We start from the raw sequence: 22,938 nt of genomic DNA on the forward strand, positions 1-22,938 counted from the left end.
AGGTTTTAAAAGCGGACGCTATAATTTATATATCCGGTAAATTCGTTGAATGGGCCTGTAGTCAATATGGTGTTCAAATAATTGACATTCAGGCTTATTTGCTGGTTTTTAAGCTGATACGTTGTGGTAAACGTGAAACTTTTACTTTCGGTTATATCTTGTTTGGCATAACTGCCCGAGGCCGAAAGGTTCAATTTTCGATCAAAAAATGATTTGTTGGCGCCTACCGAAAAACCATTGCCCGGCAATTTTCCCGTAAATGTTTCAAGTTCGTTATAATTGTAGGAGAGGTATACCCCATATTGATGTCTAAGTTGACTGAAACTATAGGTGGCATTTACCGTATTGCCCACATATTGGGAAAACTGTTGTGTAGTCAGGTTGTCGTCTTTCAGTTCACTTCGGTTCCCGAACAGAGAGATACTATGCGCCCGTATGGTGTCACTTTTTACATAGGTGGCCGTAAGCGAATAGATTGGGTTTTTTTGGTCTTGCTTTAAGGCATTGTCCAACGGTACGGCTCCTTCTTCCATCAAGGTCGTGAGGTTGGTATAACTGCCAATGACATTAATATTTGGCAATGGATTTACTGAAACAGTAAGCTGCGGAATGGTACGCTTGGCCGTAGCTACTTTTTTATTGTTAAGGTTGTCCCGTTGAAAGGTAAGCCCGCCGTTTATCCTTAGTTTTCCTTTCCAAAGTGAAAAAGAAGGTTGAATGGCATACGAGAGCACATCGTTATTGATAAAATAGAGCCCCATAGAACGATAATCTGAATCGATACGTTGAGCGATGGTATTTATTTGGAATTTTTTAGCGCGGAATGAAAGTCCTGTTTTAAAGGCTGTATAGACTTGGGTGGAAGCATTCAAACCAATAAAGCTTGAGGTCCATTCAAGTCCTTGGGGGATTTCGGGATCGCCAAATTCTAATTGTTTATCAAGTGTAAATGTGCTCACTGCACCGTCAAAAAAGAAGCTCAGTTTTTTCTTGAAAAATGTTTTCCGTGTATTCACGCCCACCACTACATTTTCTCCAGGGGTAATGGTCTCGGGTTTTTCTTCGGTGGTGAGGGAGTTCTCATCATCTTCAGCCTTAAAAAATATAACGTCTATAAAATCGGTTGCTGTGCCCACCCCAACTTTTGCACCATATCCCACACGGTCGTAAGAAGGCCGTCGTAATGAAATGAGCGTTGTGTCTTCTGGAACTGCTTTTCTAAGTCTTCCGTACATTATGGATGCCCTAAATTTTCCAGGGTTCACCTCAACACCGGCACCCAACATTTGATGGCCTGCTAACGTAAATTGCGAAAGCTGGATATTTCTATGCCCCAAATGGAGCGTTATCCATTTATAATTTGGGCTGGCCCCAATTTGGTTAAAGGGTTGGCTAAACTGAAACTGCTGATTGGCAAAGGTAAAACTGAAAGGGACATTAAACTCGTAAATAGAGACTGCAGCATTTGCGGAGAGCAGATAGGTGAAAGGTTGTCTTCGGTCCTCTCCTCCCGAAGCATCGTAAAAAATAGCTCGAGCACCAAAAGTACCAGATAATCTTATAGCGGTGGAGTCGCCCATTTGTTCAATGTTTTGGGCTTTTCCAGCAATGGGAAGCATCACTGCAATACTAATTACTACTATGACCACCCTACACTCCATACCTTGAAAGTAAGGAGTTTAGCATTTAATTTTAGAGCCGTTTTATGAAAGTCCCTTTTCAATTGATGGATGTTGTAAAAGACTTTATTCCCAGATGTAGAAATTTGAAAGAATATTTAAAAGACAATAGGTAAGTGTTTGTTTTTCAGTTTAAAAAGCGTTAATGGTGGTTAACAAGTTTACCCTATAACTGATATTGTATTCCAAGACTTCCATAAAAATTAATGGGAGGGGCAGGGTAGAAGTAACGTGGCTCGTTACCTCCAAAAGCAGTAGCATTTATCAGTATAGAGGAGGCATAGGTGATATCTGCCATATTGTTGATACCTGCTGACATTGTAATCTTTAATTTTTCTACTAGAGTTCCTTCATAACCAGCTTTTACATTTGCTATGGTGTAGGAATCACTAAAAATATTATTTGCATCGGTGATGGGTTGGCTACCAACGTGAAGCGTATTGGCTAAAATATATAGACCAATTGGATGCTGAAATCTTATCCCAGCCGCTATTTTCTTGTCTGGCACACCAGTAAGTTCATTACCGGAAAAATCATTTTCACCATCAACAAAATCTATGAATTTATGAAAATTGAAATCTGCATTTACATACGCCTGTAGTGTAATATTTTTTAATACAGTTGAAGTATATTCGGCACCAAATTCAATCCCTCTGTTGTGTGTTTTACCGGCATTTCGGCCCACAAATTGGTCGTTACCCACTCGCTCGGCTACCAAGAGATCATCGATTGACAGCAAGTAAGCAGCAACTTTAAACTGAAGTTTTCGGTTTAATAATTTTGCTTTAGTTCCCAATTCATAATTCCAACCTATTTCTGGTCCAATGTCGGGATTTACAATTCCGTCTGGGGTTAGGGTTTCTTCCACACTGGGATAATTAAATCCACGGCTCACGTTTCCATACAGCGCCCAATCTTGGCTTGGTTGGTATTGTAGGCTGAAATTGGGGGCAACCAGTGTCTCAAAATCACGATTGGCACTTGTGTTGGCATCCCCTGTGTTAAATTTGTCCATTAGTTCATAACGAGTGGAGTTTACGTTCACTCCAATCTCTGTTTTCCATTTTTCTGAAAAAGGAATGGTAGTTGTGGCAAACACATTTAGTTGTTCTCGTATTTCATTATTATTGCCCAGCAAACTCCCCTGAAAGCTGCCATTGCCATTATTTTCTTCGTAAAGATTTTCAAATATTCTTCCGTTGTAATCGTCCCTATACGTTTCGCCTCCAAAACTTAGGGTTGCATTGCGCTTGGCCAGCGTATATTGTTTCACAAATATGGACCGGAGGCCATAACTATGGGTATATTCCTCAAGGATATTAAATGGACGTGGTTCATAATGATCCAGGTACGTATAATAAACACTTGTAGTATTGTTAAATGTCTCAGAGATTTTAGTCTCTAAACTTAAACCAGACAAGGTTTCACGATTATCCTCAAAGCCCATAGCTTGCCCCCAGGTAAAAGCGGCTTGTGTGGGGTTTTCAGTAAAAGCGGTTTCACCCAACGAACTAGCGATCTGGGTAAAATTATTGGTGTGTCTAAGCAACAGTCCTAAGCTGAAGGTTTTGTTCAATTGGTAATTTGAAGTCACCAAATAGTTGTTACGATTGTAGCGATTGTTTTCCCGAAAGCCATCCACTTGTAAATGGTCGTAATTTGCAAAGAGGGTCAACCTGTCTTCTTTCAGCAGTGCGGTGGTGCTATTCTTTAACAGCCCGAAAGATCCCACGGTAAAATTGTTCGTTATTTTTGTAGTGTTTTCAGTAGGTGTGGTGGTAGAGAGAATGAGCGTTCCGCCCAAATTTGTTCCATATTGTGTAGCTTTTGGTCCTTTTACAACTTCTATGCTAGCTAGGGCATTGGTGTTGTAACTGTCAATTTCAGTACTGCCAGAGCCATTGGTTATTGGGATCCCGTTAAAGTAGGCTCGAATTTTATTGGTACCGAACAACGTTCGTGATCCTACCCCACGAATGGTAATCCGGTTGGTATTTATGGCTCCATTTTGTATGTAAATACCCTCGGTTTGGTTAAGGGCGTCTACCACATCAACGGGGTCAAACCTCTCTAGATCTTCACTGGTGATGGTTTCGGTTGGAGCAAGAATTCTACTTTTTTTATTGAAGTCTGAAGCCAAAACTACAGTAGAAAGTTCATTATTTACAGTAATTTTTCTTAATTGAAAAGCAGAATTATTCTTTTCTACCAATTCTTCTGAAAAAAAATAATCCGGATGTGAAAATGAAACCTGTAACGGAAGGGCAAACTTTTCTTTCAGCTGAAATGTACCGGATGCATCCGTTCGGGATATTTCCTCATTATCAAAAATTACCGAAACATCAGCAATTGGATTTCCTTCGGCATCCGTAACATTTCCAACTATTTGGGCATTCCCGTAAAAAAATACGGTCAAGCAAATGACCGTACTCATAATTTTAAGGTTTTTCAAAATCCTATTCTGCATAGCTCACTTTCCAAATTACACCCCCTGTGTCGTCGTTCACCAGGAGTGAACCATCTGTTGCTACGGTAACACCCACTGGACGTCCGTACACTTTTGAGCCATCACCCTTGGCAATAAAACCTGATAAGAAGTCTACTGGTTTTGACATTGGTTCCCCATTTTCAAAAGGGACAAAAACTACTTTATAGCCAGAGAAATTCTTTCGGTTCCAAGAGCCGTGCTGCCCAACAAATGCCCCGTTTTTATAGGTTTCAGGAAATTGTTCAGCATTGTAAAAAGTAAAGCCAAGGGAGGCGGTATGATTGCCTGTTGCCACATCGGGAACAATGGCTTTAGCAACTAAGGAGTCTACATCTTTATCCAGCAATCTTGGGTCGCGAATTTGCCCGTAATAGGAATATGGCCAGCCATAAAAACCATCTTTTTGTACACTGGTAATATAATCTGGGACCAGATTATCCCCTAATTTATCACGTTCGTTTACGGCGGTCCATAATTCGCCATTGGCAGGGTTCCAATCCATTCCAACAGGGTTTCTAAGCCCACTGGCGTAAATAGTTTCGCCAGAACCGTCCAGATTTACTTCTAAGATGTTGGCGCGACGTATTTCTTCTTTCATGCCGTATTCTCCAACATTACTGGCAGACCCCACTGAAATATAGATTTTATCTTTTGCTTTGTTCGTGATGATATTTCGGGTCCAGTGATAGTTATATCCACCTGCCGGGAGTGAAACAATTTTTTCACCCTGTGTATTATTTAAATTGGTTTGCCCTGTTTCATAGGGGTATCGCCATAGACCGTCTGTATTGGCAACATAAAAATAATTACCTACTACCAGCATCCCGAAGGGCTGGTTTAAATTTTCTATAAATGGCTCGCGAATCTCAAACGTACCATCATTATTGGCGTCCCGTAAAATGGTAATACGGTTGGCACTGTTTCTGGTATTACTCTCTACTACAAAAATATCGTTATTGGGGGCAATATAGGTCCAACGCGGATTATCAAAACCGTCAGCGAATTTAGTTACGGTAAACCCTTGTGGTGCTTTGGGCAATTGCCCCTCGGGCCAATCGGTTATATTCGAAATCTTTGCGGTAGACTCAGTTGCATAAGGTGCGGCCAGCTGTAAGGGTCCCACTGCAGTTTGAACTGTAGAGGATTTGTACTCTTTATCTGGGGCTTCAAGGTCTGGATTTGCTTTAATGTCGCCAGCTATTTGTTTGCAGGAAATAATAGCGGTAACACTTAAACACAAAAGTGTAATTTTTTTTAACATGGCTTTTCTGGTTTTCAATAAAATTACGGACCAGACTAAAGATAACCAATGGCATTTGGCAGTTTACAATAACTTTAACTATGTTATTAGGGGAATTGTGAAAATTTCAAGAATTGAAAAATGGTTGAAGAGTTAGGAAAAGCCTACACTATAAAACCGCTAAGACTTTTAAATCCTAGCGGTTTGATTGGTCAATAAGATTTATTATTTAATTACCATTTGTTTAGTGGTATATCCTGTTTCGGTTTCAATTCTAATAAGGTATACTCCGGTTCTTAGACTTGCAACCGATATTGTTGCTTCATTTGTAGAAAATAGTTTTTGCCCCTGTAGGTCGTAGATAGTTGCGCTTACAATTTCGGTTGAAATCTTAACTACATCACTCGCTGGGTTGGGGTAAAGATGAATATTTGCTTTTGTCTCATCATTAACTCCTAATACATCTGTAACGGTAAGCGTAAAGTCGCAATCATCAGTAGTGCCTCCAGCGGAAACCTCAACCGTAATTAATGTTTGTCCAAGGGTTACAATGGTTCCTGGAGGAGGTGTTTGGGTAATAGTGGCAGCAAAACAATCTCCTGAGATAGTTACGATACCTTCTCCAAAAAAGCTGGGTAATGAGTATTCGCCATTTGCATCTGCTTGGACTGTCAACTCTGTTGGGCAGTTTATCATACAGTCACCACCACCACTTACTACAGTAATATCAAAATCACAATCTTCCTCATCTCCATTTATAGTTGCTGTTACTTCAATTTCAATTTCACCCAATCCCACTACCGTTCCTGGAGCAGGCGTCTGGCTAATTACTGCATTAGCGCAATCACCAGTGAGTGTTACAATACCTTCAGCGACATAATCGGGTATGGTGTATTGGTCGTTCATGTCTGCTTGGACAGTAAAATCGTCTGGACATTCTGGTTCGCAATCATCACCCTCTGCTACTTTATTAAGAGCGGGTGTTCGGTTTATGTGGTCTTCCATAGTTGCTTGTACCGTAACATTGTCTGTACTTTCTGAATCACAGTCTGTATAAATTGTTGTGGTGTTGCCTGCAAAGCCTATACTGCACAATAGCAATAAAAAAAGGGTATGTAATTTTGTTTTCATGGCGAGGTTATTTTAAAGTTAATAGTTTAAAGTTAGCACATTACGAATTTGTATAAAGCTCAAAAAGGTGAATTCTTTAATGCAATTGCTACAATTTTTTATCCATTTAATGAAAAATACAATTCTTAAGAAGGGGGGTAGCTATACATAACCCTATTTTCCAGCTTTATAAATTGTTGAAAGTCCCTTGTTTACTATACGATAATGGGCTTTCTATATATGAAACAACTAAGAGGAGAAAAATCCTTGTTTTTTCTTGATTTATTTTGAATAGAGTCTTGAAAAACAGTGTGTTCAAGTTGCTTACTTCCCCGAGGGTCATGCTAATTTTTATATTATCCATGTTATTGGAAATATGGTTTAAAAGAAAAGAGGAGAGGATATTGGAAATTAAATTGATTTTAACCTTGGGACTTCTTTATCTCTTCTGAGCTACTGTGTTACAAATAGGTGATTATCAAGGAGATTAATGAGGCAACCTGTCCTTAATCAAACCATATAAAAAAGTTCCTAGGACTGCACCAAGGAGTACTATTAAGATAGAAATATACCCTGCTCCTGCGAGAACGTATATAGGACCCGGACAAACACCAGCAAGTGCCCAACCCAATCCAAAGATGGTACCACCTATTAGGTACCGAGCGACACTTTTATTCTTGGGCTGCAAACTCATTTCGCCTCCATCCAAAGGCTTTATGTTCTTGCGTTTTATCAATTGCACACCAGTAACGCCAAGAACTAAGGCAGAACCTATAATTCCGTACATATGAAAGCTACCAAAATTGAACATCTCATAAATGCGAAACCACGATGCAGCTTCAGATTTAAACATTATTATTCCGAAGAAAATACCAATGACTAAGTAAGTGATATAACGCATAATTTAGAAAATAATAGGGTATAGTAAATGAATCATAACAAGCCCACCAATAAAGAAACCTATCACAGCAATAAGGGATGGTAATTGTAAGTTGCTCAATCCAGAAATGGCATGACCAGATGTGCAGCCACCTGCATATCTTGCACCAAACCCTACAAGTAGTCCGCCAATTAGCAATATGACAATGTTTAAAGGATCTGCAAGGTTTTCGGCAGCAAAGATCTCTGTTGGAAGGTATGCCTTGCCAGCACTCTTGATGTTGTAATCATCTGATAGTTGTTGAGCGGTTCTGGGGTTTATCTTTACAGTACCATTACTCAAATAGGTGGATGCAATAAAACCGCCAATAGCTGCACCAAGAACAACCATCAAGTTCCATCGTTCGGCCTTCCAATTAAATTTAAAAAAGTCGGACGCTTTTCCTGCACCAACTGCTGCGCAGGCGGTACGTAGGTTTGATGACATCCCAAGCTGTTTTCCTATAAGTAATAAAATAAACATCACTAAAGCAATAAGTGGACCCGCAACATACCACGGCCACGGCTCATATATATACTCCATACTATTTAATCTTGAAATTGTTTTACATCATCACTCAAATCATGCACCGTTACACCAGTTAATTTTTTCTGGAGAATACTACTTCCAGCAGCACTGCGATACCCACCTGCGCAATGCACTACAATAGGCTTATTTGTAGGTATGTTTTCAGCAGTATCTCGAAGTTCATTTAGAGGATGTGCTATGGCATTTTCAAAATATTTTCCTTCTTCAATTTCGCTTTTATTACGAATGTCTACAATAGTGTATTTATCAGGATTGTTTTTAAAGTCTTTCAGGTCTAAAATTTCAGTATTGACCAAATTTTTATCTGAAAGCGTGATAACTTGTTTCAATTGTTTTTCATAGCCAATTTTAGCAACACGGTGCAATAGTTTTTCTTGGTTTTCTTTGCTATCTATAACTAGAGTAAATTCTTCATTAGGTTCTACAATGGCACCTAACCAAGTTTCAAATTTTGCATTATCTGAAACTGCCTGGATGTTAAAACTGCCTTCAAGATGTCCTTTTTTAAAGATTTCTTCATCACGTACATCAACTATTAAACCTTGGGCTGTAGTATTTTCCTCAAACGGAACCTCATTAATAGCTTGTTGCACATTCTCTGCTCCATCTTTATTTTTATCTACATTGTACCCGAAATATGAGGGTATGAATGGTTGACTATCCAAAAGCTTGTCTATAAATTCTTCTTTAGATTGTTTTTGGAAAGCCCAATTACCCGTTCGTTCGTTACCTAAGGTACTGCTGTTGTCATCACTCATACTTTTTCCACAAAGGGAACCTGCACCGTGAGCGGGATAAACAATAGCATCATCTGGTAGATCATTGAACTTATTTTGTATGGTATCGTACATCATTTCAGCCAGCTCTTCTCGTTTGGCCTGCTTATTTCCTGCTTTCTCCCGTAAGTCTGGACGACCTACGTCTCCAATAAATAGCGTATCGCCAGTAAAAAGAGCTGTTTTATCATTTTGTGTCGCAATAACTGTAATACTATCCGGTGAATGACCCGGGGTATTGATTGCCCTTAAGGCTACACTACCAATTGTAATGGTGTCGTCTTCATCAAAAGAGGTGTGAGGGTAATCTGCACCGGTTTTTTCACTATTGTAAATGGTCGCACCGGTTTCCTTATGAATCTGTAAATGGGAACTTACAAAATCTGCGTGGGGATGTGTTTCAATAACTGCAACGATTTTGGCATTGTTTGCTTTTGCAAAATCATAGTATTGCATCGGGTCACGCTCTGGATCAATAACGGCCATTTTTCCTTCGCTTACAATGGCATAGGAGTAATGTGCCAATGGTTTGTATTCAAATTGTTTTATATTCATAGCTTCATTGTTTTATTTTAAAAGTAATAATTAACAGAACAGGTTTCAGTAACCCAAGTTACATAGCAAGTTCTTTATAAATAATGTAGACTCCCATAACGAGTACAAACCACCCGAAGGCTTTCTTAAGTTTTTTTCCGTCAATAAAATTATTGAGCCAAATTCCTATAAATATACCCACAACCGAAATGGCTGTAAAAATCAACAGGAATGGCCAATCAATATCTAAATTCTGAACATCGCCCAAAAAGCCAATCAGGGATTTAATCGCGATTATAAAAAGTGATGTGGCAACCGCTTTCTTCATTGGCAATTTTGCTAAGAGAACCAACGCTGGGATAATCAAGAAGCCACCGCCTGCACCAACAATACCAGTAATAGTTCCTACAACCAAACCTTCTATAATTATTAAAGGGTAATTGTATGAGGTTTGAGCTTCTTGGTCAGTTTCTTTTCGCTTGTTGCGAATCATCGAAACAGAGGCGAGCAACATAATGATGGCAAAAAACAGCATTATGGCCAGATTCTTAGTTACCATATAATCACCTATTTCAAAAAGCTCATCTGGAATCGCTGGAATTAAAAATGCTCGTGTAAGGTATACCGCTATAAAAGCTGGAATAGCAAAAATGATGGCTGTTCTATAGTCCACCATCCCCTTCACCATATTTTTAATTGCACCAACCAAGGAAGTTGTTCCCACCACAAATAATGAATATGCTGTTGCAGTTACTGGGTTAAGCGCAAGTGCATATACTAAAATAGGAACGGTAAGAATTGAGCCGCCACCGCCAATCAATCCCAAAACAAGCCCAATGAAAAGTGCACCTATGTACCCTAAAATTTCTATGATTTCCATTAGTACAAAATATTATGATACAAATGTACTTGTAGACATGTTCAATGTCTGTAACTGATGTTACAGGACTTCAATAAAACTGCGATGCAGTTTTAACTTATGGCTATTTTCCATTTTTTTTAGCAATCGGGAAATTACAACACGACTGGTATGGAGGTCTTGTGCAATCTCTTTGTGGGTTGTATAGAGGTGCTTGCTGTTTGTTAAACTGACTTTGTTTTCAAGATAGTGCTCCAGGCGTTCCTCTAAATTATGGAATGCTATCGTATCTATACTGTCCAACATTTCCATCATTCGCTTGTGATAGCTTTCAAAAACAAAGTTGCGCCAGGTTTTATATTTGCTTGACCATTCTTCCATATTATCTATAGGAATCATTAAGATTTTAACAGGTGTTTCGGCTACAGCATGAATCTCACTTTTAATATCGCCCATACAGCAAGTCATCATCATAGCACAGGTATCGCCTTTTTCAAGATGATACAACAATAATTCTTCGCCATCATCATCTGGTCGCATTATCTTGATACTCCCAGATAACAATAGTGGAATCGATTTTATATATTGTCCAGGTCTTATTAAATCTTGACCTTCAGAAACATCCATCACAGTACCTACACGATTAATGTCTGCTATTAATTCTTTTTCGAAATGGGAGCCATAGGCCTGATTAAATAAGGGTTTCATTAAGAGTATACTTTTTGAGCAATTAATTAAGTTCTTCAATAACACTTCCACAGGTCAACATGGCATCGCCATAGTATGGATTTCTTATTTCTTCTTCGGTACTCAACCAAACTGCACCTTTGTTATTGTTTGCCATTGGGCATTTTTGGACGTAATAACTGGTTGAGTTATTAATACTCATTGTAATAGGTACGAAATTCTCGTTTAGAATGACGAAGTGAGCGCGCTGGTTTTCCAGATTATCATTGTTTGCAACGGCATCGAGCATTTCGATACTTTTGGTTAGGTGTTGTTTTTCCATCGTACCTAAATCATCAGCCGATATTGCTTTTAATTTTTCTGATGTCGCTTTCGCGAAAGCGGAAACTTGACTTGCATCGCTTGCTACAAGGGCATCTTTCATTTTGAGATATGATGATAATGCTTTGTCGAAATCAGAACTGAACGCATTGCTGAAACTCATTTCCATATCGCCCATCATTGCTGATTCGTCCTGCATCATTTGCTGATTCATCATTGATTTTTTACCCTGTAATTGTGCTGCTGCATCTACCGTGAACGTTCCATTGGTAACAATTTCATCGCCATTGTTTAGTCCAGCCGAGACTTGGTAATTGTCGCCAGAGCGATTGCCCAAGGTCACTTCGCGCATTTCAAACACAGGCTCGTTAGGATTGGTTTTTACATATACCAAAGAGCGCTCGCCTGTCCATAGTACAGCACTTGCAGGTACGGCAAGTGTATTTTCCATAGTTTGCGTTGCGCCTTTAACCTTACCTGTAACAAACATTCCTGGTTTAAATAGGTCGCCTCTATTTTGCAGGGTTGCACGTACCGTTACCGTTCGTGTCGCATTATTTAAAATTGGGTCAATAAATGAAATTGTTCCCTCAAATTCTTTATTTGGATAGGCATTGGTCGTGATGTTGATTTTTTGCCCAACGCTGAATTGTGCTATTTGATTTTCATAAGCATCAAATTCTGCCCAAACCGAATTGAGGTTACTCAATTTCACAATAGGCTGTCCTTGGTTTACATAATCGCCCTGTGCTGCCATTACTTCTGATACTGTTCCTGAAACGGTTGCATAAATTGGGAAGTTCTCTCGCACCGTGCCATTTTCTTCTATGGTATTTATTTGTGTTTCTGAAAGTTTCCAGTTTTTAAGTTTGTTGCGCACAGCTTTGTACAAAGCTGGTTGTGATTCTTTGAGTGTAGCAGCCGTAATCAATTCTTGCTGTGCCGCTACAAGTTCTGGTGCATAAATAGTTGCCAACAACTGACCACGGTTCACTTGCTGACCTTCGTAATTAACATTGAGTCGCTCTATTCTCCCTTTAAAGTAACTGGCTTGTACTGCATCGTTTTCTTCGTTTGTCGCTATTTTTCCTGACAGGGATATCATCCCATCGGCATCGCTGGCTTGTGTATTGCCCACAATAGTGGTCTGGATATTTGCCAACGCCATTGCGTTTTCGGTCATTTTTATCTCGTTTACAGCGAGACCATCAGCACCAGCTTCCGCAGCTATCAAGTCCATTCCACATATAGGGCAATCGCCTGCTTCGGGTTGCATAATTTGTGGGTGCATGGAGCACGTCCACATTTTGTCTCCGCTTTCACCAGAGTGATCGTGGTCGGACATATCAGACGTATCCTTATTTGCAGCATCGCCTGTAATATCTCCAAATAGGAGCCAGCCAGCACCCAGACCTACTATAAGTGCTATTGCTAAATATAAATTGTTCTTTTTCATAATAACTATTGTTTAATGTGTGGCACAATGTGCGCTAGGGATTGCAGCGACATCCCCCGATACGTATCGGGGATATAGCGGAAAGCCCGCTCGAGCGCCCTAATCCTGATTTTCCAAACGTTCGATCATTTGTTTCATTTCTGCGATTTCCTTACGTTGTGCCTTTATGATTTCTTCAGCCAACTTCTTAACTTCTGGGTCTTGAATATCAGCTCGCTCGCTGGTAAGGATTGCGATTGAATGGTGTGGTATCATTGCTTTCATCCAAAGTATGTCACCTACGGTTGATTTCTGGTCGCGTACCAGTCCCAATGCACCTACAAAGAGAACGATACTTCCCAAGACAATGGCTATATTCTTCTTCTTATTTTGGTACATTCCACGCATTGCCACAAACATAATGATGGCCATAGCTGCGATACCTAAACAGACCATATAAAATCTAGTAAGACTAAACCATACGTGGTCCCATTCATACGTATTTAAATACATTGTGATGTACATGGCTACAAAAGAGCAAGCTAACATTGCCACAAAACGTGTGTAGTGATTTTTTGATTTTTCTGAATTTGTGTGTTCGTTTGCGTTCATAATTTTTGGTTTTTAGGTTAATAATTTTTTATTTATTCGTTTTATATTTTTTGAATGTAAATGGGTATTCTGTATTAATCGATTTAGTTATTTTCCTATTTACTTGACTTTAAAAGGGAATTCAATCGTGACTTTTTCCCAACTCATTGAGATTGTTCCAGAATTCTCTGTTGTTTTTTTTAATTTATACTCTAAATGTTCCTTGATGTCTTCTGAAATTTTAGGTGTCACTTTAAACCGTAATACATCATCATTTTCAGCATAATTGTCCTTACCGTGTTGCTTCCAATTCCTGTTGAAAATGACAGTCCATTCTTCTTTATTCGGAATTACAAAAAATCCATATTTCCCGGCTTTCAATACTTTACCGTCAATTTCTAAATCCTTATTTGTTTCCAACCAAGTAGCCATATGGGCACCAGCCTGCCAGACTTGGTCGTAAGCCAACAGTCCACCGAAAATAATTCTATTCCTTACGCCTGGCGACGAATAATCTATATGAATATGTGCATCGCCTATCATCGCCATTTCTGATGTATGTGGGCTAAGGGATTTTTTGTTCTCAGATTTAGGTTCACTTTGGGTATGATTGTGTTCTGTCCCTATTTCGGAATTGTTCTTTCCTTCGTTTTTACATCCGCTGATAGCAACTACCAATAGGATTATCAAAATTTTATATTTCATAAGTATTCAATTAGTTAGATTATATGTTTTTACTTTTTAGACGTAATGAGTTGGCAATTACCGAAACCGAACTAAAGCTCATTGCCAAGGCCGCAATCATTGGCGATAAGAGTATTCCGAAAAACGGATACAATAGTCCTGCTGCAATAGGGATACCCAGCGTGTTATAAATCATTGCAAAAAAGAGGTTTTGTTTGATATTGCGCATTACTGCATCACTTAGGTTTCTTGCCTTTACGATACCGTGTAAATCGCCTTTCACCAAGGTAATGGCTGCACTTTCAATGGCAACATCTGTTCCTGTTCCCATTGCGATGCCTACATCACTTTTAGCGAGTGCAGGTGCATCGTTGATGCCGTCGCCTGCCATTGCAACCACCTTGCCTTGCTCTTGTAATTTCTTGACTTCTTGTAATTTGTTCTCTGGCAACATACTTGCTTGAAAATCCGCAAGGTTAAGTTCATCCGCGACAGCTTGGGCTGTATCGTGATTATCGCCAGTAAGCATAATGACTGCAATTCCCTTATCCTGCAAATCCTTGATAGCTTTTGCGCTCGTTTCCTTTATTTTATCACCTATGACCACGTAGCCTGTAACCTTACCATTTACTGCGAGATAGGAAACCGTTTTCCCTTGTTTTTGATAGGATTGTGCCTCATTTTCCATAGCTTCGGTAAGCGTGGCATTTGCCTGTTCCATCATTTTGGCTTTACCTAAAGCCACCTCATTACCGTTCACTTTACCTTCAACCCCTTTTCCGGTAACTGCATTGAATCCATCTGCTTTTAAAAACTCTGCGTTTTGTTCTTTACCATATTTTACGGTGGCTTCTGCCAGCGGATGTTCACTTTGGCTGTTAAGGGAAACAATGAATTGTAGTACTTCGCTTTCCGTAAAGCCATTGTCGAAAGATCCCACTTTCTCAACTGTAGGTTTTCCTTCAGTTATCGTTCCGGTCTTATCGACAATTAGGGTATCTACCTTATCCATTTTTTCAAGAGCTTCGGCATTTTTGATAAGTACCCCATTTTGTGCACCTTTACCGACACCCACCATTACGGACATTGGTGTCGCAAGCCCCAAAGCACAGGGACAAGCGATAATTAATACGGCAATGGCATTGACCAAGGCATATACATAGGCCGGTTCCGGACCCCAAATTGCCCAAATGCCGAAGGTCAAAGCAGCGATTATAACAACGATTGGTACGAAATATCCCGAAACGGTATCGGCCAATTTCTGGATGGGTGCACGGCTACGACTGGCATCGTTGACCATCTGTATAATCTGTGATAACAAGGTATCGGAACCTACCTTTTCAGCTTTCATCAAAAAGGACTGATTGCCATTGATAGTTCCGCTACTTACTTTATCATCGGTAGATTTGTTTACTGGAATAGGTTCGCCTGTAATCATCGATTCATCGATGGAAGTTTCGCCTTCGGTAATCACCCCATCCACGGGAATCTTATCGCCCGGCTTCACACGCAGAATGTCACCCAATTCAATTTCATCGATGGCTACTTCCTGTTCTTCGCCATCAACCAACTTAACTGCCTTATTCGGTGCTAATTTTAAAAGTTCCTTGACTGCTGAATTGGTCTTGCTATGCGCACGAGCTTCGAGGACTTGACCAAGTAGCACCAAAGTTAGAATCACCGTAGCCGCCTCAAAATAGACGTGAACCGTACCCGCTTCGGTCTTGAATTGGTCAGGGAAAAAATCGGGCACGAGCATTCCGAACACACTAAAGAGCCAAGCAACGCCTGCACCGATTCCGATAAGCGTAAACATATTGAGGTTCCACGTTTTGATACTACGGTAGGCACGCTCAAAAAACATCCAAGTGGCGTAGAATACCACAGGAATGGAAAGTGCAAATTGAATCCAATTCCAATATTTTAATTCTAAAACTTCATATAAAGGATTATTGGGCAGCATTTCGGACATTGCAATGATAAAAATGGGTAATGTGAAAGCGACCGCTATCCAGAACTTTTTAAGCAGTTTTTTATAGGTCTTTTCCTCTGCGGATAAATCGGGTTCCATAGGAACTAAATCCATCCCACAGATTGGACAGCTTCCCGGTTCGTCTTTTACGATTTCGGGGTGCATCGGGCAGGTATATTGCGTGTCGGAAGTAGCCGTTAGGTTAACTTCTTCAACTAAATCCATTCCGCAAACAGGACAGTCGCCTGGTTGGTCATAGGTTTTATCGCCCTCGCAATGCATCGGACAGTAAAACGTTCCCGTTCCTTTGCCTTTGGGTTTCTCAACGTTCTTCTTATCGTGGGTATGATGATGTTCGCCATTCTGATGGATGCTGTATTGCCCACCATCAGCTTTCAGCGCCTCTTGAAATTTTTCGATGGGAATATGTGATTCCATTTCTATGGTCGCTTCGGCTTTTTCTAAATTGACAGTTGCATTGGTAACACCTTCAACTTTAGAGAGCGTTTCTTCTACGTGCGTTCTACAACCATTACAGGTCATTCCGTGTATGTGATAGGTGTGTGTCATTTTATGATTGGCTAAAAATTATTTAACATTTCTGGATGATGAATGTGTTTTAACTATCTGCCATTTATCATCTATCTTCTTAAGGATAGAAGTCGCCACCCCTTTTTTCTTTATAGTTCGGGTATTGCCATTATCATCGGGATTGAGAACTATGGTATAGACGTAAGTTTCGGTAGTAAATGCATAGGGCAAATCTACTTCTGCATCAATTTCATAATCTGAAAATTCAAACTTCTTGAAGTGTCCTAATTCTGGTCCCAAATGGTGTTCTATATAGTGCGCATAGGAACCCTCAACACCACCAGATTCAAAAACCTCAGAATCTTCTGTAAATAAGTCAAAGGTACCTTCAGTTGTCAAGTTTTGTAACGCATCTTTGTAGGTTTTCATTACTTTAAGCACGGCTTGCTTTTCTGTGTTTACATCTTGTCCGAACACTTGGCTTGTTGCTATTATAATTAATGCGAATATTGTAGTTTTTCTAAGTGCATTCATCCTGTTTGTTTTTAAGGGTTTTTATTCAAATTCATTTATATCATTATTCATTTTTCTAATATTTTTTATTGTGCCTGACAAGGGAAGGGCTACTAACTAACCAACCATCAACTTGCCCTTCCCATACCAGGACTTTATTCCAAACTGTCTTTTAACGCTGTCATATAATCTATTATCATCCTCTTATCTTCATCTGAAAGAATTGCATCCCTGTGAATGAGTGTATAAGAATCCAAAGGCATTTTATCTTCTTCAATTTGGCTTATGATAGACCGAAGTTTACTGTTCTTTCGCCGGTCTGAATATTCTGCCCATTCATTAAAATTAAGTTCGTCCTTACCTTCTTGTATGTGATCTTCCAGATACCAAGCCGCAGGCTGTATCTTACTATACCACGGATAATCTGTATTATTACTGTGGCAATCGTAGCAAGAAACCTGCAACCGATTTTTTATCGTTGCAGGCACTTGATTTACTACCATAAAATCACTTTGTGGTACAGTATCGCTCTCGTTCAGGGTTATTGGAAAGAACTGAATCACTATCAATCCCACAAGGGAAAGCCACGCTATGATTTTTAAAAACTTCAATTAGTTGATTTCTCGCTGTACTTTACCGCATTTCAACATTTTGTCACCGAAATAGGGGTTTCTAATTTCTTCGTTCATACTAAGCCAAGCACCGCCTTTATTGTTATCATACATTGGGCAGAATTGCTCGTATATCTTCATCTCTGTTCCAGTAATGGCCACCATATCAGTCACGTCCTTGCTCAATATTTTGAAATGCTCACGTTGGTGTGCCATATCACTTTCTGAAATGTGTTCTGCGTGTTCAATTGCGTCTTCCAAAATATCCTTGAGTTCTTTTTGCTCACTATCTGAATAGCTGGATGCATCAAAACTGCCTAAAGTGCTTGCCAGCGTGGCGCCCAGTTGTTTTGCTTTGTCATTATTCGTCTCGACAAGTGCATCTTTTAGTTTAAAATAGTCTTGTAAGACTGCTTTTGCATCTTGGTTTTCATTCATTGCCATATCGTCTTTGTCATCCTTAGACTCTTGGTGCATCTCGTTGCTCATAGGTGCAGCAGGTTCATTTTTGTTTCCCTCCTTGCAGGAAACCGTTAACACCATTATAGCAGCAAGTGCCATTGTACCTATTGTTCTTTTTACTGTTTTCATTTTTGTTATTTATTTAAGTTAATAATTGTTCTAAAATCTTAATGAGAGTCCACCACCAGCGCCAAAACGGTTATCATAGCTTCCCATTAATGAGAAGTCACGGCTCAATACGTATTCAAGTCCAACTTGCCAAGTGGTTTCTTCATCAAAATCCTGACCTTCGGGTAACTTGCCGTCCCAACCAAAGTCCATCTGGTATTCATACTCGCCATAAATTCCGAGACGTGGAAAAATCATAAAGCCCGTACTAAAACTTATCTGCGGTCGCAGTTTGCTGTCAATCCTGAAATCTGAATTAATGAGCAATGGCATTAACCATCTTACACCGGCAATGGCAGTCGTGTTTATCTCTTCAAGGCTGTCCTCACCTTCGTTCTCAACATTTACACCACCAAAAACTCGGAAGTAATCATTGAGATAGCGTTCGTATGTGAATTCGGCTTCCAAATTCTTGCTCCATCCATATTCGCCCCTTAGAGCAAATTGATTTCTAATGTTTGTTGCGGTAGCGTATAGCTCTGTCATATGACTTGCGGCCGTGATTTCGCCCCAAGTGAATATATGGTCTGCTTCGTTGGTAAGGTTAGTAAGTGGGTAGCCTTCTAATCGTTCATCCCGAGGTGTGTCATAACTAAAAATTCTTGCCATTCCAGAATTCATATGATATAAAATATGACAATGAAAAAACCAGTCACCATATTCATTGGCATCGAATTCCATAACTACTTTTTGCATAGGGGCAACATTTACAGTATGCTTTAATGGGGAGTATTCACCGTGCTCATTCAGCACTCTAAAAAAGTGGCCGTGCAGGTGCATTGGGTGGTGCATCATTGTAAGGTTGTTGAGCGTGATGCGTACCACTTCGCCTTGCTCGATTTTTATCTTATCTGTTTCTGAAAGTGGAACACCGTTGATAGACCAGACGTAGCGGTTCATATTACCGGTAAGGTTGAAAAGCATTTCTTTTACGGGCTTATCGTTTTCAAATTCGGTAGGTTCTTTAGCCCTTAAGTAGTTGTAATTGAATTCTGGATTGCCACCTGTTTTCATATTATCACCTACGACTTTATCCTTTGGAATCATATAGCCCATCTTCATCCCGTCCATTTTCATATCGCCATTCATTTCCATATTGGCCTTGCCTTTGTTCATCTTCATTTCTGACTTGGACATTTTCATTTTATCGTCTTTCATATCCATATCATCGTGAGCCATTTGGGTTGAATCTTTTTTCATACCCATTTTGTGGTCGCCCATATTCATACCGCCCATATCCATTTTATAATTTTCCATTACTTGAATGGAATCGTTTTTTGAAGGATTAAATTTTGAGGCAGGGGCACCCATCTTCATTCCCATTGACATCATTTGTTTCATATTCTTAATAAGATTAGGTTCTGGAACTACAGGTGCTTCCAATACATTTCCAGTTCCAATAAAAGCTGATGCTTCGCCAGAACCATCCTGTGCCGTCGCTCTTACTTGAAGCTTACCATCTTGTGGAATTGTTATGATGTAATCGTAGGTTTCGGCAACGCCAATCAAAGTTTTGTTATGTTCCACTGGAACCACATCCAAACCATCTGCTGATACTAACATTGGATCTTCCCCACCAAAAGTCAACCAAAAGAAGGTTGCTGCGGAAGCATTCACAAACCGCAATCGCACTTTTTCCCCTGGCTTAAAGTCTGGATAGTTTTGTTCAGAACCACCATTGATAAAAAACTTGTCGTAATAGTTATCTGAAATGGCTATGTCTGGCATTCGTTGCCACGCCATCTTTAATTTGGCACCTACTGCACCTTGAGCAATTAGTTTGTCAAGACTTTGAACCTGACCTTTTTTTATCAAATACCACTCATTGCCGCGCTTCAAATTTTTTAGTTGAGATTGTGGGTTTTCATCAACCCAATCCGAAAGCACTAAGACTAAATCTTTATCATATTTTAAATCAGTTTCCTTTGGATTTATCTGTAATGAACCATAAACACCTCTTTGTTCTTGAAGACCTGTATGTGAGTGATACCAATAAGTTCCAGATTGTTTTAGAGCAAATTTGTACTGTAAAGTTTCACCAGGACGAATAGGTGGTGTGGTTAAATACGGGACACCATCGTGGTAATTAGGTAATATCATTCCGTGCCAATGCACCGATGTTTCCACATCCATATTATTTGTCACATTTATAATGGCAAATTCGCCTTCATTAAATTCGAGATTGGGACCAGGAATACCACCGTTTATGGTCATAGCCTTAACATCTTTACCCGTAAAGTTTACAGTTTTATATTCTATGGTCAAGTCATAAACGCGCTCTGGCCAATTGTCAATATTTTCTTCGCTTCGGTTTGATGTTAATTGAGCATAGGTTGCCATCGACATCAAAAACAATAGTAACGTTATGATTTTTAGTTTCATAAATTTTAATTTTCTATAAAATTAACTCTGTTTTTCAACGAGTTGTGTCATAATTATGGTTGTTATCTATATAATTTGGTCTAAAGAATTTCTAATTTTTTTTTGTTGTTTTTTAAAGGTCGTTAGGCTCATTCCCGTTTCAGTCTTAAACTGTCTGCTTAAATGATTTAGATGGCTGTAATCCAATAATTGACTTATCTCGGTAAAATTCTTTTCTTGCGTCTGTATAAGTTCCTTAACTTTTTCAATCTTCAGTTTTATAAAATACTTTTCAATGGTAATTCCTTGTGTAAATGAGAACACCTTACTAATTTTAGAATAGTCTTGGTTCAATTTTTTTCCAAGATGTACAGAAAGTTTATCGTCTAAACAAATAGGTAAATTATCCATCATCTTGATGAGAACAATCTTTACCTGCTCGGTTAATCTATCTTCAGTAGAATCAATGAGTTCAAAGCCATTATTATCCAAGATTTCCAATAATGCATATCTCTCATCGTTATTTTTGATATTCAACTTTACGCGTCCCAGCTCTATTTCTTTTAAATCAATGCCCTGAGCTTCTATTTCAGATTTGAGCACCTTTATGCATCTATCGCATACCATATTTTTTATGTAAAAATCCTTGACCATAATTAGTTGATTAGATAATTAATAATGGCCGATTGCACATAGTACCGTTGTACCGATTCAATTTGATTTATTTGAAATTTTAATTGCAATTCCTGAATGTCCAGCACATCATTAAAATCGATAGTGCCTGTTTCATAATTTTTTACCAGAATTTCTTCGGCATCTTGGGCTTGTTTTAGGTTACGAAGTTGTGTGTTGTAAGCGATGCGTGCTTGGTTGCGTTGTGATTTTGCTTTCGCGAAAGCAGATTCCAGCACATTTAATCGCTGTTCCCGTTGGGTCTCAATTTCTTGCTGGCGCAGTTTATTTTGTTTTGAAATGGATTTGTAGCGGTTGTTGAAAATGGGAATGGACACCGAAACCATAGGCATCAAAACATCTTTCCCATTATCGCTGAAGTTGACATCGCTGCGTTCCGTTACGGGCAGGTAGTCTACACCAAAACCAATCATAGGCAAACTCTCGCGCTGGTTGAGCAGTTCAGATTGCGCTACCGATTCATAGAGCTTGTCATATTTGAGCAGTTCGGGATTGAGTGATAGTGCATCATTAGTATAAAACGGGTCTTCCCGTGGAATTTCCATTTCCGGAACAACGTCAACCGTCATCATTGCATCACGGTTGAGCAAATTGTTGAAAGCCGTTTGTTCTGCTCTAAATTCTTCTTCCAGCACTTTCTTTTGTTGTTGTAATTCATTTTGTCTAATCTGAAGTCGCAACACATCTACGGCACTCGCTTTGCCCACTTCTACAGATGTGAGTGCAAGTTGCTCGTAGGTTTCCAGAAGCTGTATATTTTCATCCAGTACAGCTTGCTTGGCACGTATGGCATACAAGCGGTAATAGGATTGTGCGACCGAAAGTGCGAGCTTGCGCTTTGCAATCGTAATATCCACATATTCGGCATCTGCCATTGCGGTGGCAAAATTTTCACGAGCTGTAATAGTACCGAACCACGGCAACATCTGTTTTACGCCTATTCGTGCACGTTGTGCGCCCACTCTTGTTTCAGGTTCACTAACAAAGTAGCCGGCACTTACTTCGGTATTGGGAATCCAGTTGGCTTCGTTTACCTTTTCTTCGGCGATGCTGTATCGCAATTCAAAGGCTTGGATTTCTGGATTGTTGGCTTCGGCAATGTTGATATATTCTCTTAAAGATTGACTGTGTCCGAAAACACATATATTTAAAAAAAGTATAGTTATAATAATTTGGAAACTAGATGCTGGATGTTGGAAGCTTAAAACTGGATGCCTGAAAATAGCTGTCGGCAAATGGAAAGAAGAAGCTAGTAGATGGCCGTTAGACGTTAGATTTCGGAAACAGATCAACTTCCCTTTTAAAAAATGTTTTCCTGTTTTCATAAAAGTAGTTTTTTGCGACTTAGCAGGTTGTTTAATATTACTCATAGCTTTTCCAATTTTGGTAAAGTTTAGTCAGCATTCGACCTACTTTGTTATTTCGCTTCAAAAGCTCAGAATATTCTTTTTCTTCGATGTATTTACAGGCATAAGAATAGTCTAACCAGTCTTGAGTTTCAGAATTTGAACCAAGAGCATTCACTAATTGCTGCTTAAAAACTGCTTCGTACATACGTTTACCCCAGCCTTCACTAATGTTTGCGGTTACCGACCTTGACGATCGTACAATTTGGGATGTAAGTGAATAGATTTCTTCCTGTGGAAACTTTCTCGTTCTCCAATAAATGTCCATTGCCAGAGAAAAAGCCTCTTTATGTACCGTTAAATCTTTATACGACTTTATCATAATTCTAAAACATTACATTTCAATTTT

Annotated in this window: 20 protein-coding genes; all 20 read right to left on the bottom strand. The window is 39.4% G+C overall.

Annotated features, from left to right (window positions below):
* Positions 1-5: 5 nt before the first annotated feature.
* The gene (locus C8D94_RS08715; RefSeq protein ID WP_115123531.1) at positions 6-1,661 is read right to left on the bottom strand and encodes a porin family protein; all 1,656 of its coding nucleotides are present in this window, start codon (positions 1,659-1,661) and stop codon (positions 6-8) included.
* Between the two features lie 184 nt (positions 1,662-1,845).
* On the bottom strand, positions 1,846-4,113 hold the full coding sequence (locus C8D94_RS08720) for a TonB-dependent receptor (RefSeq protein WP_170134746.1): 2,268 nt from the start codon (positions 4,111-4,113) through the stop codon (positions 1,846-1,848).
* Positions 4,114-4,135: 22 nt separating this feature from the next.
* Complete coding sequence (locus C8D94_RS08725) at positions 4,136-5,428, bottom strand: PQQ-dependent sugar dehydrogenase (protein WP_115123533.1); 1,293 nt, start codon at positions 5,426-5,428, stop codon at positions 4,136-4,138.
* A 204-nt stretch (positions 5,429-5,632) separates the two neighbouring features.
* Positions 5,633-6,538 carry a T9SS type A sorting domain-containing protein gene (locus C8D94_RS08730; RefSeq protein ID WP_115123534.1) on the bottom strand — a complete coding sequence of 302 codons (906 nt, stop codon included), beginning with the start codon at positions 6,536-6,538 and terminating at the stop codon, positions 5,633-5,635.
* A gap of 466 nt (positions 6,539-7,004) precedes the next feature.
* On the bottom strand, positions 7,005-7,418 hold the full coding sequence (locus tag C8D94_RS08735; protein WP_115123535.1) for a DUF6691 family protein: 414 nt from the start codon (positions 7,416-7,418) through the stop codon (positions 7,005-7,007).
* A 3-nt stretch (positions 7,419-7,421) separates the two neighbouring features.
* A complete protein-coding gene (locus C8D94_RS08740) occupies positions 7,422-7,979 on the bottom strand; it encodes a YeeE/YedE family protein (protein ID WP_115123536.1) in 558 nt (185 codons plus the stop codon).
* Between the two features lie 5 nt (positions 7,980-7,984).
* Complete coding sequence (locus C8D94_RS08745; protein ID WP_115123537.1) at positions 7,985-9,316, bottom strand: MBL fold metallo-hydrolase; 1,332 nt, start codon at positions 9,314-9,316, stop codon at positions 7,985-7,987.
* Between the two features lie 58 nt (positions 9,317-9,374).
* Positions 9,375-10,175, bottom strand: coding sequence for a sulfite exporter TauE/SafE family protein (locus tag C8D94_RS08750; RefSeq protein ID WP_115123538.1), 801 nt, complete (start codon positions 10,173-10,175; stop codon positions 9,375-9,377).
* Positions 10,176-10,235: 60 nt separating this feature from the next.
* A complete protein-coding gene (locus C8D94_RS08755) occupies positions 10,236-10,862 on the bottom strand; it encodes a Crp/Fnr family transcriptional regulator (RefSeq protein ID WP_115123620.1) in 627 nt (208 codons plus the stop codon).
* 22 nt (positions 10,863-10,884) lie between these two features.
* The gene (locus C8D94_RS08760) at positions 10,885-12,618 is read right to left on the bottom strand and encodes an efflux RND transporter periplasmic adaptor subunit (RefSeq protein ID WP_115123539.1); all 1,734 of its coding nucleotides are present in this window, start codon (positions 12,616-12,618) and stop codon (positions 10,885-10,887) included.
* 99 nt (positions 12,619-12,717) lie between these two features.
* Positions 12,718-13,209: a DUF305 domain-containing protein gene (locus C8D94_RS08765; RefSeq protein ID WP_115123540.1), complete on the bottom strand. Its 492-nt coding sequence runs from the start codon at positions 13,207-13,209 to the stop codon at positions 12,718-12,720.
* 99 nt (positions 13,210-13,308) lie between these two features.
* The gene (locus tag C8D94_RS08770; protein ID WP_115123541.1) at positions 13,309-13,893 is read right to left on the bottom strand and encodes a DUF2911 domain-containing protein; all 585 of its coding nucleotides are present in this window, start codon (positions 13,891-13,893) and stop codon (positions 13,309-13,311) included.
* A gap of 19 nt (positions 13,894-13,912) precedes the next feature.
* Positions 13,913-16,414, bottom strand: a complete 2,502-nt coding sequence (locus tag C8D94_RS08775) for a heavy metal translocating P-type ATPase (RefSeq protein ID WP_115123542.1) — start codon at positions 16,412-16,414, stop codon at positions 13,913-13,915.
* 18 nt (positions 16,415-16,432) lie between these two features.
* A complete protein-coding gene (locus C8D94_RS08780) occupies positions 16,433-16,909 on the bottom strand; it encodes a YybH family protein (protein WP_115123543.1) in 477 nt (158 codons plus the stop codon).
* 134 nt (positions 16,910-17,043) lie between these two features.
* Entirely contained in the window at positions 17,044-17,499 is a 456-nt protein-coding gene (locus C8D94_RS08785; protein ID WP_115123544.1) for a heme-binding domain-containing protein, read from the bottom strand.
* Complete coding sequence (locus tag C8D94_RS08790) at positions 17,500-18,090, bottom strand: DUF3347 domain-containing protein (protein ID WP_115123545.1); 591 nt, start codon at positions 18,088-18,090, stop codon at positions 17,500-17,502. It lies immediately after the preceding gene.
* A gap of 30 nt (positions 18,091-18,120) precedes the next feature.
* A complete protein-coding gene (locus C8D94_RS08795; protein WP_115123546.1) occupies positions 18,121-20,511 on the bottom strand; it encodes a multicopper oxidase domain-containing protein in 2,391 nt (796 codons plus the stop codon).
* Between the two features lie 66 nt (positions 20,512-20,577).
* On the bottom strand, positions 20,578-21,144 hold the full coding sequence (locus C8D94_RS08800) for a helix-turn-helix domain-containing protein (protein ID WP_115123547.1): 567 nt from the start codon (positions 21,142-21,144) through the stop codon (positions 20,578-20,580).
* A gap of 2 nt (positions 21,145-21,146) precedes the next feature.
* Positions 21,147-22,508 (bottom strand): TolC family protein, encoded by a 1,362-nt coding sequence (locus C8D94_RS08805; RefSeq protein WP_245946242.1) that lies wholly within the window; start codon positions 22,506-22,508, stop codon positions 21,147-21,149.
* 37 nt (positions 22,509-22,545) lie between these two features.
* Positions 22,546-22,911, bottom strand: coding sequence for a four helix bundle protein (locus C8D94_RS08810; protein ID WP_245946243.1), 366 nt, complete (start codon positions 22,909-22,911; stop codon positions 22,546-22,548).
* Positions 22,912-22,938 lie beyond the last annotated feature (27 nt).

Origin of the sequence: Marinirhabdus gelatinilytica, from assembly GCF_003353425.1 — a bacterium.
Taxonomy (GTDB): Bacteria; Bacteroidota; Bacteroidia; order Flavobacteriales; family Flavobacteriaceae; genus Marinirhabdus; species Marinirhabdus gelatinilytica.

Coding starts and splice junctions, on each gene's coding strand:
- C8D94_RS08715 (WP_115123531.1), bottom strand. CDS start 1,661: ATGGAGTGTAGGGTGGTCATAGTAGTAATTAGTATTGCAGTGATGCTT.
- C8D94_RS08720 (WP_170134746.1), bottom strand. CDS start 4,113: ATGAGTACGGTCATTTGCTTGACCGTATTTTTTTACGGGAATGCCCAA.
- C8D94_RS08725 (WP_115123533.1), bottom strand. CDS start 5,428: ATGTTAAAAAAAATTACACTTTTGTGTTTAAGTGTTACCGCTATTATT.
- C8D94_RS08730 (WP_115123534.1), bottom strand. CDS start 6,538: ATGAAAACAAAATTACATACCCTTTTTTTATTGCTATTGTGCAGTATA.
- C8D94_RS08735 (WP_115123535.1), bottom strand. CDS start 7,418: ATGCGTTATATCACTTACTTAGTCATTGGTATTTTCTTCGGAATAATA.
- C8D94_RS08740 (WP_115123536.1), bottom strand. CDS start 7,979: ATGGAGTATATATATGAGCCGTGGCCGTGGTATGTTGCGGGTCCACTT.
- C8D94_RS08745 (WP_115123537.1), bottom strand. CDS start 9,316: ATGAATATAAAACAATTTGAATACAAACCATTGGCACATTACTCCTAT.
- C8D94_RS08750 (WP_115123538.1), bottom strand. CDS start 10,175: ATGGAAATCATAGAAATTTTAGGGTACATAGGTGCACTTTTCATTGGG.
- C8D94_RS08755 (WP_115123620.1), bottom strand. CDS start 10,862: ATGAAACCCTTATTTAATCAGGCCTATGGCTCCCATTTCGAAAAAGAA.
- C8D94_RS08760 (WP_115123539.1), bottom strand. CDS start 12,618: ATGAAAAAGAACAATTTATATTTAGCAATAGCACTTATAGTAGGTCTG.
- C8D94_RS08765 (WP_115123540.1), bottom strand. CDS start 13,209: ATGAACGCAAACGAACACACAAATTCAGAAAAATCAAAAAATCACTAC.
- C8D94_RS08770 (WP_115123541.1), bottom strand. CDS start 13,893: ATGAAATATAAAATTTTGATAATCCTATTGGTAGTTGCTATCAGCGGA.
- C8D94_RS08775 (WP_115123542.1), bottom strand. CDS start 16,414: ATGACACACACCTATCACATACACGGAATGACCTGTAATGGTTGTAGA.
- C8D94_RS08780 (WP_115123543.1), bottom strand. CDS start 16,909: ATGAATGCACTTAGAAAAACTACAATATTCGCATTAATTATAATAGCA.
- C8D94_RS08790 (WP_115123545.1), bottom strand. CDS start 18,090: ATGAAAACAGTAAAAAGAACAATAGGTACAATGGCACTTGCTGCTATA.
- C8D94_RS08795 (WP_115123546.1), bottom strand. CDS start 20,511: ATGAAACTAAAAATCATAACGTTACTATTGTTTTTGATGTCGATGGCA.
- C8D94_RS08800 (WP_115123547.1), bottom strand. CDS start 21,144: ATGGTCAAGGATTTTTACATAAAAAATATGGTATGCGATAGATGCATA.
- C8D94_RS08805 (WP_245946242.1), bottom strand. CDS start 22,508: ATGAAAACAGGAAAACATTTTTTAAAAGGGAAGTTGATCTGTTTCCGA.
- C8D94_RS08810 (WP_245946243.1), bottom strand. CDS start 22,911: ATGATAAAGTCGTATAAAGATTTAACGGTACATAAAGAGGCTTTTTCT.